Origin of the sequence: Pseudonocardia lutea (assembly GCF_042658055.1) — a bacterium.
Classification (GTDB): domain Bacteria; phylum Actinomycetota; class Actinomycetes; order Mycobacteriales; family Pseudonocardiaceae; genus Pseudonocardia; species Pseudonocardia lutea.
Genome location: NZ_JBHSQK010000069.1, coordinates 1 through 12480 on the forward strand (window position 1 = coordinate 1; position 12480 = coordinate 12480).

Genomic DNA, 12480 nt, shown 5'->3' on the forward strand with positions numbered 1-12480 from the left:
ACCCGGTGTGCTGGCTGCACCACCTCTGCCCCGTCTGCGGCGCCATGCCCACCGAGGACCCCACCGCCCCGCCGGACCGGTGCTGGAGGTGCGGGGAGCCCCTCGCCGAGGAGTGAGCGGCAGGTCGGCCCCGACCGAGCGGCGCCGACGCCGTGATCACGCCGCACACCCGAGCATGTACGGCACACCTGAGCAGACGCGGCACATCTGCTCTGGGCCCGGTACACACCTGAAGGGTTCGCGGCACACCCCGTCGACGGCCCGTGCCGCGCTCGTCGGGGTGTGCGACGCGGGGCTGGGCCGTTGCCGGCCGTGTCCGAGAGGACTCGGGCCGAGGCGGGCGAGCGAACTCGCGGCGGCGCCGGCGACGAACCGTGCCGGCACCTCCGCCGCGGCCTCCTACAGGGTGTCGACCGGTTGTGTCGCTGCCTTCTCCGATGTGCAGCCGTGCCGGAGTGGATGCGGCGCGCCTTCACGGTTGCGCCCGATCCGTGCGCGGGAACTGCCGACTCGCGGTGCCGGAACTGGCGACTCGCGGGGATCGGACCGGGGTGGTCAGCCGGCGTCGATGTCCTGCTCGGGCTCCAGCCGGCGCAGGCCGCCGATCTCGGTGGGGGCGCCGGTCGGGTTGGGGCCGTAGATCGCCAGCATCCGGGCGTGGTCCGGGGCGCGGTAGCGGCCGGTCGAGCCCGCGGGTACGTGGACGACGCTGCCCTGCGGCGCCTCGACCGTCTCGCCGTCGCACTCCACGAACAGGGTGCCCTCGAGAACGTAGTTGATCTCGTCGTGCGGGTGCCGGTCCATCCATTCCTCGCCGGTGAGCTCCCATTCGGTCACGGCCACAGACCGCCACCCCCGCGGGTCGGGGGGAAGGAAGGCGTGGCTGCGCGGGGCGCCTTCGCGGGGACCCGGCAGGTGGAGGTGCGGGGGCACGGGTGTCCTTCCGACGGCGTCGACCGGAGGTTTACCCGTGCCGGCACCGGTGACACCCCGGCGGACGGAGCCGACCGCGGACCGGGGAGCGTCATGAGCCTCGCGGACATGCCACAGCAGCGCAGTGCCGCGCGGGTCGCGGCCGGGACGGTGGGGGCGGTGTTCCTGCTCGTCGGGATCCTCGGGTTCGTCCCCGGCGTGACCACCGCCTACGACCAGCTGGGGGGCGCGGGCCACCACTCCGGCGCGCTGCTGCTGGGCCTGTTCCAGGTGTCGGTGCTGCACAACGTCGTCCACCTGTTGTTCGGCCTGGTCGGGCTCCTGGCCGCCCGGTCGGCGCGGGGAGCCCGCACCTATCTCGTCGTCGGCGGCGTGGTGTACGCGGTGCTGTGGCTCTACGGCCTGCTCGTCGACCCGGACAGCGCCGCGAACTTCGTGCCCGTCAACGACGCCGACAACTGGCTGCACCTCGGCCTGGCCGTCGGGATGATCGCGCTCGGGGTGTTCCTCGGCCGTCGGGTCACCGCCGCCTCCCCACGGGGCTGAGCCGCTACTCCATCCACACGATGATCATGTCGGCGATGCAGGCGGGGCGCTCGGAGCCCGCCAGCTCGACGACGGCGCGGAAGGTCACCTTGGCGCCTCCGCGGATCGCCTCGGCGCCGACCATGCTGACCGCGGCCCGCACCCGGGAGCCCGCCGGGACCGGCGCGGTGAACCGGACCTTGTCGAAGCCGTAGTTGAGGCCGAAGCTCGCGGACGGGACCGTCGCGACCTCGCCGATCATGATCGGCACCAGCGAGAGCGTGAGCATGCCGTGCGCGATCGTGGCGCCGTAGGGGCCGGCGGCGGCGCGCTCGCGGTCGACGTGGATCCACTGGTGGTCGTCCGTCGCGTCGGCGAACGTGTCGATCCGCGGCTGCTCGACCACGCGCCACGAGCTGTGCCCCAGCTCGGTGCCGGGTTCGACGGCCAGCAGGTCGGGAACGGCGGCGAAGGCGGTCAGCGCACTCAACTCCTCGGGGGCGGCGAGACGACGGCGAGCGCCTCGTGCAGCGCGGCGGCCAGCTCGACCGGGTGGTCGATCATCAGGTGGTGGTGGGCGCCGGGGACGTCGAACTGCGGCACCGGGCGCCCGACCAGCGCGGCGAGGTCGGCCCCGGCCGAGGCCGGGACCAGCACCGACAGCTCCCCGCGGACGACGGCGACCGGGCCGGGCAGGTCGGGGAGCCGGACGCACAGGCCCGGCTCGCCGACCGCCCCGAAGATCAGCGGGTCGACCTTCCAGGCGTAACCGCCGGGCACCGGGCGGACCGAGCCCTCGGCGATCGCCCGCAGCACGCCCGGGTCGGCCTCCGGCTGCGGCGGGGTGAGCCGGAACCGGGCGGCCACCTCGTCGAGGTCGGCGAAGATGCGGGTGGCCCGCGGCGGGCGCCACTCCGGGGCCTCCTGCGGGGAGCCGTCGACCACGATCGAGTCGACGAGCACGGTGCCCACGGCGGCGCCGGGGTCGAGCACCGCCGCCCCCGCCACCACGAGCCCGCCGATGCTGTGGCCGACCAGCACCGCCGGACCGTCGAACTCCGCCCGCACCACGGCCAGGACGTCGCGGGACCAGGAGTCGAGGTCGTAGACCGCGCGGCGTCCGGAGTCGCCGTGCCCGGCGAGGTCCACGGCGACCACGGCGAACCGGTCGGGCAGCGCGGGCAGCAGGTGCTCCCACCAGCCCGCGTGCGCCGAGGTCCCGTGCACCAGCACCAGCGGGACCGTGCCCGGGCCGGGCCGGCGCCGGTAGGCGATCTCCACCCCGTCGGCCGACGACGTCGTGGTCGGGTCGAGCGTCGTCGTCATCCGGCGAGCGTGCCCTCGGTGTCGGCGAACTGCTCGGACCCGAAGTAGGCCGCCTCGACGAGGTGCCGGTCGCGGAGCAGGTCGCCGGCCGCCCCGGTGAGGACGACGCGGCCGTGGTTGAGGATCACGCCCCGGTCGGCGATCGACAGCGCGAGCTCGATGTGCTGCTCGACCAGCACGAGCCCGATGCCGTCCTCCTTCGCGAGGTCCCGGATCGCCGGCAGCATCTCCTGCACGATCTTCGGCGCGAGTCCGAGGCTCATCTCGTCGATGATCAGCACCTTCGGCCGGGCCAGCAGCGCCTTGGCGATCGCCAGCATCTGCTGCTCGCCGCCGGACATCAGCCCGGCCCGCCGCGAGTCCAGGTTCCGCAGCACCGGGAAGCGGTCCAGCACCTGGGTCTCGCGCTCGGGGTCGGCCTTCCGCGCGGCCAGCCGCAGGTGCTCGCGCACGGTCAGGCCGTAGAAGATGCCGCGGTCGTCGGGCACGAGCAGGACGCCGGCGCGGGCGATCTGGTGGGGCCTGCGGCGGCCGAGCGGGGCACCGAGCACCCGGACCTCGCCGCCCAGCAGCGGGACGAGCCCGACCATGGCGAGCAGGGACGTCGTCTTGCCGGCGCCGTTGGGTCCGAGCAGGGCGACGACCTCACCCGGGCCGACGGACAGGGAGAGCCCGCGGATGGCCGGCACGCCGTTGTAGCCCGCGGCGAGGTCGACGGTCTCGAGCAGCGGTTCGGGACTCTCAGGCATGGCTCGCCTCCACCGGGGCGCCCAGGTAGGCCGCCACCACCGTCGGGTCGGTCCGGGCCTCGGTCGGGGTGCCGGTGAAGATCTGCTTCCCGAACTCCAGCACCGTGACGACGTCGCAGACCCCCAGGACCAGGGACATGTCGTGGTCGATCAGCAGGATGCCGGGGCCGGAGTCGGCGATCGACCGGACCCGCGCCGCGAAGGCCTGGCTCTCCATCGAGTCCAGGCCCGCCGCGGGCTCGTCGAGCAGCAGGACCTCGCAGCCGCCGGCGAGCGCGCGGGCCACGCCGACGAGCTTCTGCTGGCCGAGGGTGAGGTCGCGGGCGAGGGTGTCGGCCACGTCGCCGAGCCCGACGACCTCCAGGGCGTGGGAGACGACGTCGTCGCTCGCCTTGCGGCGCGGGACGACGATGTCCCGCACGAGCGTGCGCCAGCCGCCGGTGCGCGCCGCGACCAGCAGGTTCTCGGCGACCGAGAGGTTGCCGAACAGCTCACCCGACTGCCAGGTGCGGGACAGCCCGGCCGTCCGCCGCTGGTGCGGGGGGAGCGCGTCGATCCGGGTGCCGTCCAGCAGGATCTCGCCCTCGCAGGCGGTGAACCCGGTGACGGCGTCGACGAAGGTCGTCTTCCCCGCGCCGTTCGGGCCGATCAGCCCGACGACCGTGCCCGGCTCCACGTCGATGGTCACCGAGTCGTTGGCGACCAGCCCGCCGTAGCGGACCGTCAGGTCCTTGGTGTGCAGGCCCTTGTCAGACACGGGAGGGCTCCTTCGGCGCCGGCGCCTCGGGCACCGCGGACGGTGGTGGCCCCGAGCGCGAGAGTTTCCGCCTGACCCAGGCGACCTGCTCGCGGGTGGCGCCCGCGATGCCCACGGGGTTCAGCAGGGCGGTGATGATGAGGCCCAGGCCGGAGATCAGCAGGTAGTAGTCGCCGAGGTCGAACACGCCGCGCAGCAGGGTGTAGACGATGCCGAGCGGGCCGAGGATGCCGGCGACGATCGCGCCGCCGACGCTCGTGATGCCGCCGAGGTAGGCCACGGCCAGCACCTGGAGACCCGCGAACACGCTGAACGACTCCGCGGAGAGCTGCCCGCGGCTGAACCCGATCAGACAGCCCGCGATGCCGGCGATGAACGCCGAGATGGCGAAGCCGATCAGCTTGGTCCTGCGCACGTCGATGCCGGACGACGCCGCCGCGCGCTCGTTGGCGCGCACCGCGAGGAAGGCCCGGCCGGTGTCACCCGAGGCGACGCGCAGGAACGCCCACACGAGGACCGCGGCGATGACCAGCACCATGAGCGAGAAGGCGATCCGGGAGAGGTCGCGGCCCTCGCGCACACCCAGGTTCAGGCCGAACAGCGTGGCGTCCGCGATCGGGTTCCCCTCGGGCGGGCTGAGTGTGTAGTTGTTGAACACGAACCGCTCGATGGCCAGCGCCGCCGCGATCGTGACGATGGCGAGCTGGGCGCCGCGGATCCGGAAGGCCGGCAGCGCCACCAGCATGCCGAGCGCCGTCGCGACCAGGGCGCACAGGATCAGCGAGATCGGGAACGGGATGCCCCAGTTCACGGAGGCCTTCGACAGACAGAACCCGGCCGCGCCGGCGAAGGCGCCCTGGGCCAGCGAGATCTGCCCGAGGTACCCGGTGAGCACCACGTAGGACAGGGCCAGCAGCATCACGATGATCGACGTCGTGATGCCGAAGCGCCAGGTGCCCTCGGTGAACGACAACGCCGCGACCCCCACGACCAGCATGATCACGGCGGGGATCGGCCTGAACCTCGGGATGGAGACGTCGGGCAGCCGGATGGTCTGCAGCGAGCCGCGCGAGGGCAGCCGCTTGCCCTGCACGAACAGGATGACCATGACGACGGCGAACGGGACGACCTGGTCCAGGCCGGACTGCGCCCACTGCGGCCAGAAGGGCTTGGTGATCAGCAGGTTGATGAGCGACTGGAAGGCGCCCATCAGCAGCGCCGCGACGACCACGATCGCGATCGACTCCATGCGGGCGACGAGCAGCACCGCCAGGGCCGGGACCACGAGCAGGGTGTAGTTGTCGGCGTTGAGGCCGGTCAGCGAGCTGCCGAGCATGACCGCGACCGTGCCGAGCATGATCGCGACGACCTGGGCGACGGCGGCGAGCCGGTCGGGCGAGAAGCCCATCAGCACCGCGGCGCGCTCGTTCTCCGAGGCGGCCCGGGTCGCGACGCCGGCGCGGGTGAAGCGCAGGTACGCCCAGACGGCGGCGGCGAGCAGCACCATGATCGCGGCCATCCACAGCTCGCGGGTGGGGATCTCCGCGCCGAGCAGCGGGAACGAGTCCTCGGGGATCAGCGAGGCCACGTCGATGTTGTTGGGGCCGAACCGCAGCACGACCAGGGCCTGCAGGGTGATCATGACCGCGACGGACACGACCACCTGGGCCAGCACCGGCGCGTGGCGCACCGGGCGGAAGATCACGTAGTGCACGAGCAGGCCCAGCAGGAACGCCATCGCCAGGCCGATCAGCGCGGCGACCGCGACGGGTGGGCGGCGCGCGAGCTCGACGGAGCCGATCGGGAACACCAGGGTCCCGTCCAGCCGGAGCTGGGCGAAGACGAAGGCGCCCCACATGGCCATGGCGCCCTGGGCGAAGTTGATGATGCCGGTGGCGCGGTGCACCAGCAGCAGGCCGGTGCCGAGGCCGATGTAGATCGCGCCCAGCCCCAGACCGAGGACCACGAACTGCAGGATCGTTCCCACAGGAGACTCCTTCCTCGAAGGAGCGGGCGGATCCCCTGCAGGACAGGGGATCCGCCCGCCGGGCGGACTAGGCCGCGCTCATCTTCGACGGGTCGAGGGAGATGAAGCCCTTCGGGTCGACCGGCTTCATGGAGCCGTCCGGCTGGACCTCGAAGAAGATCGCCTCGTGGCTGCAGGAGGCGGGACGGTTGGCCCACTGCTGGCCGTCACAGGTCACCTTCGGTCCGGCGAAGGTCGGCATGTCCTTGACCGCCTTCATCGCCGTGGTGACGGTGTCCGGGTTGATCTCGCCCTGGATGCCCTTCATGACGTTCGCCAGGTTGACCATCCCCGCGAAGGAGTACAGCGAGCGGGCGGACTGCTGGTCGGCGCGGTCGATCTCCTCCATGGAGGTGGCGAAGTCGTCGAGCTGCTGCTGCACCTCGGCCGGGGCGTTCGCCTTCGACGCCGGGACCCAGACGCGGGGCTGGACGATGGCGCCCGCCGCGTCCGCGCCCATCTGCGAGATGAACTGCGAGCAGGAGCCCGCGAAGATCGTGCCCTTGTAGCCCTGGGCGCGGAGCGCCTTGAACAGGCCGGTGCAGCCGTCCTCGGTCAGCGCGATGATGCCCGCGACGTCCGGGTTGGTGGACAGCTCGGTGGCCGCCATGACGTTGAAGTTCATGTTGTTGCCGGGCACGTAGAGCGGCGTGACGTTCATGCCGAGGTTCTTCGCGGCCGGCATGACCAGCTTGTCGACGTAGCCGTGGCTGGGCGGGCCGTCGGTGACGGCCAGCGAGGCGTTCTTCTTGCCGATCTGGTCGAGGATCGTGACCATGCCCAGCGCGCTGGTCTCCAGCGGGCCGGAGAAGTAGAACGACTGGCCCCACGGCAGCGAGTCCACGACCGCGGTGGCGCCGAGCTCGCCGACGATCGGGATCTTGGCCGCGGTGAGCACCGGGACCGCCCCGCCGACCGAGCCGTCGTACGCGTCGAACACCGCGGAGACGTTCTCGGTGACGAACTGGTTGGCGCAGTTGACCGCGGTCTCCGGGCTGCCGTCGCCCGCGCACAGGTCGATCTTCAGCGGCCTGCCGTTGATGCCGCCCAGCTTCTCGTTCACGTACCGCTCGGCCGCCTGGGCGCCGTAGCCGGTCTGCGGGTAGGCGGTGGCGCCGTCCATCGGGGCCAGCACACCGACGACCACCGGTTCGCCCGTGAGGCCACCCGAGGCGTCGGACGAGCCCTCGCCGGAGCTGCACCCGGCGAGGGCGAGGGCCACGGCCGCGAACGACGCGACGGCGGCGAGCGTTCTCTTCATCGAGATCCATCCCTTTCGGCGGGACACGCTGGTTTCGGGGGAGTACGCGGGCAGGGGGGAGCGGCCCGGCGGGGAGCGCCCACGTCGTCGGAGGTGCGCCCCGCCGGGCCGGCTACCGGCGGGCCGACTAGCTGGCCAGGCCCGCGGCCTTCAGACCGAGCGCGCGGGCCCGGTCCAGGTCGTAGTTCTTGCGGGTGACCAGGCGCTGGGCGTAGAGCCCACCGCCGGACTGGATGTTGGTCACCAGGTGCCAGCCGCCGTAGGCGTCGGCCGTGGTGTCGCGGATCGCGTGGAACAGCTTCGAGCGGTACTCGCCCGAGATGCCGCCACCCGTGCTCATGTACTTCTCGAGGAAGGGGTGCAGCGTCGGGTTGTCGAAGTCCGCCATCGACGGCGCGGTGACCACGGCCCCGCCCGCGATGTCGTGCAGGTGGCGCACCATCACGCCGAACTGCGAGGCGCCCTGGTACTTCGTGACGTTGGTGAACATGTCGTCCGGGTAGAAGTAGCCCTCCGGCGTGCTGCGCGCGTTCGCGATCGCGGCCTCGAGCCCGGCCCGCAGCAGCGTCGCGTGGATCATCATCTCGTCGATCTTCTCCCGGACGTGGGAGACCTTCGCCGTGCCGTTGGCCTCGGCGATCAGGTGGGCGAGCCCGACGAGCTCGTCCGCCTGCCGCACCATGAAGGAGATGCCGCCGAGGCGCTCCCACAGGCCCAGGGAGTGGGCGAACACCGCGGCGTGCTCGGTCTCGCCGTCCAGGAAGACCCGCTCGTCGGGAACGAACACGTCGTCGAAGATGCACATCGAGTCCGGCATGGACTCGTGGGCGGACACCGGGAAGTCCCGGGGGTCGCCGTGCAGCGGGTGGTAGGTGGTGTTGGTGATGTGCACGCCGGGGGAGTTGACCGGGACCGCGCAGGCGATCGCGTAGTCCTCCTCGCCGGGGCGCATGGTCTTGGTCGGCATGACCATCAGGTCGTGTCCCAGCGCGGCACCGCTGATGTGGAGCTTGGCGCCGCGGATGACCACGCCGTCGTCGCTGCGGGAGACGACCCGCACGTACGAGTCGGGGTCCTCCTGCTTGCCCGGGTGCAGGCTGCGGTTGCCCTTGGCGTCCGTGATGCACTCGGTGATCCGGATGTCCGCCCGGCGCGCCTTCTCGACGTAGGCCTCGATGCGCGGGATGTACTGCGGGGCGGCGCCCTCGAGCCGGCCCGCCGCGACCAGGACCGTCATCAGCGACTGGTAGGTCACGTTGAGGACCAGGTCGAGCTCCATGAGCTCGGGGATCCGGTCGCGCAGCTCCTGCACGCTGCGCGGGGCCGTGACCACGGGGTTCACCGCGTCCGGAGCGGAGGAGTAGTACTTGTCGTAGCCGTCTGCGACGGCGTTCAGCGGGACGGCGAGGCCGGGCTCGGCCTCCATGTCCTCGATGAGCCTGCCCTGGAAGTAGACCTTCCGGCCGTCCTTGAGGGACTCCTTGTACTCCTGGCCGGTCAGCATGCGATGGCGCTCCAGATCCGTCGGCGGGGGGACGACGCCGGCGTGCCGGCCCGCGGGCCGACGAGTGATTGTGACGTCGTCGTCATGTGGCAATATCGACCGTGATCGGAGTCATGTCAACCATCAGTTTCCGGCGATAGGCCAGCTCGCAGGCGGTCCAGGCATGTGAGATTGACACCGACGTCACATCGGCTGCACGCTGTCGGCCGTGTACGCAGAGCAGCGTGAACCCGAGTTCGGGTGGACCGACGAGCACCGTGGGCTGCGGGAGACCGTGCGGCGGGTGCTGGCCGACCGGGCGCCGGTGTCCCGGGCCCGCGAGCTGGCCGAGGCGGGGGAGCGGCACGACCCCGCGCTCTGGTCCGAGCTCGCCGGACAGGTCGGGTTGCAGGGGCTCGCCCTCCCCGAGCGGTACGGCGGTTTCGGCGGCACGCTCCTCGACCTCGCGATCGTCGTCGAGGAGATGGGGCGGGTGCTGCACGGCGGGCCGTTCCTGCCGACGGTCGGGCTCGCCGCCCCCGTCCTCCTCGCGGCCGACGCCGAGCACGCCGGGGACGGCTCCGCCGACGAGGCCGCCGCGGAGTACCTCCCGCGGATCGCCGACGGCTCCCTGACCGCCGCCCTCGCGGTGGAGGCCTGGAGCCCGGCCGGCGACCCGCTCGTCTCGACCACGGCCGACGCCGGCGGCCGGCTGACCGGCACCGTGCCCGTCGTGCTCGACGGGGGTGACGCCGACCTGCTGGTCGTGGCCGCGAACGGCCCCGCCGGACCCGCTCCGTACCTGGTCGAGGCGGGTGCCGCGGGTCTGACCCGGACGCCGCTGGAGACCCTCGACCTCACCCGCCGCGCCGCGCGGATCACGCTCGACGGCACGCCCGCCCGCGCGCTCGGCGACCCCGCCCGCGGGAGCGCCGTGCTGGCCCGGGCCCGGGCGGTCTCCTCCGTGCTGGTGTCGGCCGAGCAGGTCGGGGGCATGACCGCCGCGACCGACCTCACCGCCGAGTACGCCCGCACCCGGCGGCAGTTCGGCCGGCTCATCGGCTCCTTCCAGGGGGTGAAGCACCGGCTCGCGGACATGGCCGTCCGCCGGGAGATGGCGCACTCGGCCGCCTACTGGGCCGCCTGGCAGGAGCCGGGGACGCCCGGGTTCGCGCAGGCCTCCGCCATCGCCCGGGCCTACTGCGGGGACGCGTTCCTGCAGACCGGGCTCGACACGATCCAGCTGCACGGCGGCATCGGCTTCACCTGGGAGCACGACGCCCACCTCTACCTGCGCAGGGCGCGCGCCGACCGGGCGCTGCTCGGCTCCCCGCAACAGGCCAGGGCCGAGCTGGCGCCCGCCGTGCTGTCCCGCGCGACCACCGAGGGGATCCCCGCATGACCGTCACCGAGCCCGTCACCGAACGGGTCACGCTCGCCCCCGACGCGACGGACGCCGAGATCGTCGCCGCCGTCGAGGCGTGGCTGGGCGCCCACCTGCCCGAGGACTGGCGGGCGGCTGTCGCGCGCGGTGACCTGGCCGCAGTCGAGGCGATCCGCGAGGACCCCCGGCGCGGACCCGCCTGGTTCGACCTGCTCGGCGACTCCGGGCTCGCCACCCCGACCTGGCCCGTCGAGCACGGCGGCCTGGGGCTGCCCGCGGACCGTGGCGCCGTCGTCACCGAGACGCTGGCGCGCCACCGCGCCGAGCGGCACAACCGGGACTTCGTCGGCCTCGTCCTCGCCGGCCACACGATCCTGGAGTGGGGCACGCCGGAGCAGAAGGCCGAGCGGCTGCCCGCGCTGCGCCGCGGCCGCGAGTTCTGGTGCCAGCTCTTCAGCGAGCCCGGCGCGGGCTCCGACCTCGCGGGCCTGTCCACCCGTGCGGTCCGGCAGGCGGACGGGACCTGGCTGATCAACGGCCAGAAGGTGTGGAACTCCTACGCCCACCTCGCCGACTTCGGGCTGCTCATGGCGCGCACCGACCCGAACGCGCCCAAGCACCGGGGCATCACGTACTTCCTGCTGGACATGCGCACGCCCGGCGTCGAGCCGCGGCCGCTGAAGCAGATGACCGGCAACGCGGAGTTCAACGAGACCTTCCTGACGGACGTCGTGGTCCCCGACTCGGCGCGGATCGGGCCGGTCAACCAGGGCTGGTCGGTCGCGATCACCACCCTGATGCAGGAGCGCAACGGCCTGTCCGGGCGGCCCGCCGTGGGGCCGGGGGAAGCGGACCAGCTGGCGGCCCGGGCCGTCGCGACCGGCGCCTGGGAGGACCCGGTGCTCCGCGACCGGCTGCTCGAGGCCTACGTGGAGGAGAAGGTCCTGCAGATGACGACGGTGCGCAGCTTCGTCGCCTCCGGGGACGCCGCGCCCACCGCCGAGGGGTCGATCCGCAAGCTCGCGCACTCCGTGCTCGCCGAGAAGCTGGGCGTGCTCGGCACGGAGCTCGAGGCCGACGGCGCCGTGGCCTGGCAGGCCGGCGCCCGCAGCGAGGCGGCCGACCGGTTCCTGGCGATGAAGACCTACTCGATCGCCGGCGGCACGTCGGAGATCCAGCGCAACATCATCGCCGAGCGGGTGCTGGGTCTGCCGAAGGATCCCGATCCCGACCGCAACGTCCCCTTCGCCGAGCGGAGCCGCGGATGAGCGCCGAGCCGGTCCACGTCAGCACCCCGGCCGAGGGGGTGCTGCTGGTCACCCTCGACCGCCCGGAGGCCCGCAACGCCGTCAACACCCGGCTCGCCGAGCTGGTCGCCGAGGCGATGGACCGCCTCGACTCCGATCCCGATCTGCGGGTCGGCATCCTGACCGGCGCGAACGGCACGTTCTGCTCGGGCATGGACCTCAAGGCGTTCGTCCGCGGCGAGCGGCCCTACGTCGGCGACCGCGGGTTCGCGGGCGTGACCGAACGCGGCCCGGAGAAGCCGCTGATCGCGGCCGTCGAGGGGTACGCGCTCGCGGGCGGCTGCGAGATCGTGCTGGCGTGCGACCTCGTCGTCGCGGGGGAGGGCGCCGTCTTCGGCATCCCCGAGGCGAAGCGCGGGCTGGTCGCCGCGGGCGGCGGGCTGCTGCGGCTGCCCGAGCGCATCCCCTACCACGTGGCGATGGAGCTGGCCCTGACCGGCAACCACGTCCCCGCCTCGCGCATGGCCGAGCTCGGCCTGGTCAACCGCCTGGTGCCCACCGGCGGGGCGCTCGACGCGGCCCTGGCGCTGGCCGGGGAGATCACCGCGAACGGCCCGCTGGCCGTCCGGATCAGCAAGAAGATCGTCGCCGAGTCGCTCGGGTGGCCCGCCGAGGAGAAGTGGACCCGCCAGCGCGAGGTCGCCGATCCCCTCTCCTCCTCGGAGGACGCCCGCGAGGGCGCGCTCGCCTTCGCCGAGAAGCGCGCGCCCGTCTGGCGCGGCAAGTAGC

At 72.9% G+C, this 12480-nt stretch carries 12 protein-coding genes; 4 read left to right on the forward strand and 8 right to left on the reverse strand.

The annotated features are described in order from the left end of the window. Positions 1-555: 555 nt before the first annotated feature. Positions 556-837 carry a cupin domain-containing protein gene (locus ACFQH9_RS23910; protein WP_379569156.1) on the reverse strand — a complete coding sequence of 94 codons (282 nt, stop codon included), beginning with the start codon at positions 835-837 and terminating at the stop codon, positions 556-558. 189 nt (positions 838-1026) lie between these two features. Here ACFQH9_RS23910 and ACFQH9_RS23915 point away from each other — a divergent pair, with 189 nt between their 5' ends. Continuing rightward, positions 1027-1479 (forward strand): DUF4383 domain-containing protein, encoded by a 453-nt coding sequence (locus ACFQH9_RS23915; protein ID WP_379569158.1) that lies wholly within the window; start codon positions 1027-1029, stop codon positions 1477-1479. Between the two features lie 4 nt (positions 1480-1483). Here the strand turns inward: ACFQH9_RS23915 and ACFQH9_RS23920 are convergent, their stop codons facing one another. The 7 genes from ACFQH9_RS23920 to ACFQH9_RS23950 all read right to left on the reverse strand — a co-directional run bounded on the left by ACFQH9_RS23920 (position 1484) and on the right by ACFQH9_RS23950 (position 9081). Beyond that, the gene (locus ACFQH9_RS23920; RefSeq protein WP_379569160.1) at positions 1484-1948 is read right to left on the reverse strand and encodes a MaoC family dehydratase; all 465 of its coding nucleotides are present in this window, start codon (positions 1946-1948) and stop codon (positions 1484-1486) included. Further along, positions 1945-2784, reverse strand: coding sequence for an alpha/beta fold hydrolase (locus ACFQH9_RS23925; protein WP_379569162.1), 840 nt, complete (start codon positions 2782-2784; stop codon positions 1945-1947). Before ACFQH9_RS23925 ends, ACFQH9_RS23920 begins: the two co-directional genes overlap by 4 nt. After that, complete coding sequence (locus ACFQH9_RS23930; protein WP_379569164.1) at positions 2781-3533, reverse strand: ABC transporter ATP-binding protein; 753 nt, start codon at positions 3531-3533, stop codon at positions 2781-2783. Before ACFQH9_RS23930 ends, ACFQH9_RS23925 begins: the two co-directional genes overlap by 4 nt. Continuing rightward, positions 3526-4290, reverse strand: coding sequence for an ABC transporter ATP-binding protein (locus tag ACFQH9_RS23935; RefSeq protein WP_379569166.1), 765 nt, complete (start codon positions 4288-4290; stop codon positions 3526-3528). The genes ACFQH9_RS23930 and ACFQH9_RS23935 overlap by 8 nt, the downstream gene beginning before the upstream one ends. Continuing rightward, on the reverse strand, positions 4283-6277 hold the full coding sequence (locus tag ACFQH9_RS23940; RefSeq protein WP_379569169.1) for an ABC transporter permease: 1995 nt from the start codon (positions 6275-6277) through the stop codon (positions 4283-4285). The genes ACFQH9_RS23935 and ACFQH9_RS23940 overlap by 8 nt, the downstream gene beginning before the upstream one ends. A gap of 67 nt (positions 6278-6344) precedes the next feature. Then, positions 6345-7577: an ABC transporter substrate-binding protein gene (locus ACFQH9_RS23945; RefSeq protein ID WP_379569171.1), complete on the reverse strand. Its 1233-nt coding sequence runs from the start codon at positions 7575-7577 to the stop codon at positions 6345-6347. A gap of 127 nt (positions 7578-7704) precedes the next feature. Beyond that, positions 7705-9081, reverse strand: coding sequence for a 4-hydroxyphenylacetate 3-hydroxylase N-terminal domain-containing protein (locus ACFQH9_RS23950; protein WP_379569173.1), 1377 nt, complete (start codon positions 9079-9081; stop codon positions 7705-7707). 208 nt (positions 9082-9289) lie between these two features. On the opposite strand from ACFQH9_RS23950, the gene ACFQH9_RS23955 reads away from it, so the two are divergent. Genes ACFQH9_RS23955 through ACFQH9_RS23965 form a run of 3 tightly spaced genes read left to right on the forward strand, consistent with a single transcriptional unit; the run spans position 9290 to position 12479 of the window. Beyond that, positions 9290-10462: an acyl-CoA dehydrogenase family protein gene (locus ACFQH9_RS23955; protein ID WP_379569176.1), complete on the forward strand. Its 1173-nt coding sequence runs from the start codon at positions 9290-9292 to the stop codon at positions 10460-10462. Next, positions 10459-11712: an acyl-CoA dehydrogenase family protein gene (locus ACFQH9_RS23960; RefSeq protein WP_379569178.1), complete on the forward strand. Its 1254-nt coding sequence runs from the start codon at positions 10459-10461 to the stop codon at positions 11710-11712. The genes ACFQH9_RS23955 and ACFQH9_RS23960 overlap by 4 nt, the downstream gene beginning before the upstream one ends. Beyond that, positions 11709-12479 carry a crotonase/enoyl-CoA hydratase family protein gene (locus tag ACFQH9_RS23965; protein WP_379569180.1) on the forward strand — a complete coding sequence of 257 codons (771 nt, stop codon included), beginning with the start codon at positions 11709-11711 and terminating at the stop codon, positions 12477-12479. The genes ACFQH9_RS23960 and ACFQH9_RS23965 overlap by 4 nt, the downstream gene beginning before the upstream one ends. Position 12480: the final 1 nt, after the last annotated feature.

Excerpts from the sequence above, each read along its gene's own strand:
- ACFQH9_RS23915 (WP_379569158.1), top strand. The coding sequence starts at position 1,027 with ATGAGCCTCGCGGACATGCCACAGCAGCGCAGTGCCGCGCGGGTCGCG.
- ACFQH9_RS23925 (WP_379569162.1), bottom strand. The coding sequence starts at position 2,784 with ATGACGACGACGCTCGACCCGACCACGACGTCGTCGGCCGACGGGGTG.
- ACFQH9_RS23960 (WP_379569178.1), top strand. The coding sequence starts at position 10,459 with ATGACCGTCACCGAGCCCGTCACCGAACGGGTCACGCTCGCCCCCGAC.
- ACFQH9_RS23945 (WP_379569171.1), bottom strand. The coding sequence starts at position 7,577 with ATGAAGAGAACGCTCGCCGCCGTCGCGTCGTTCGCGGCCGTGGCCCTC.
- ACFQH9_RS23950 (WP_379569173.1), bottom strand. The coding sequence starts at position 9,081 with ATGCTGACCGGCCAGGAGTACAAGGAGTCCCTCAAGGACGGCCGGAAG.
- ACFQH9_RS23965 (WP_379569180.1), top strand. The coding sequence starts at position 11,709 with ATGAGCGCCGAGCCGGTCCACGTCAGCACCCCGGCCGAGGGGGTGCTG.
- ACFQH9_RS23930 (WP_379569164.1), bottom strand. The coding sequence starts at position 3,533 with ATGCCTGAGAGTCCCGAACCGCTGCTCGAGACCGTCGACCTCGCCGCG.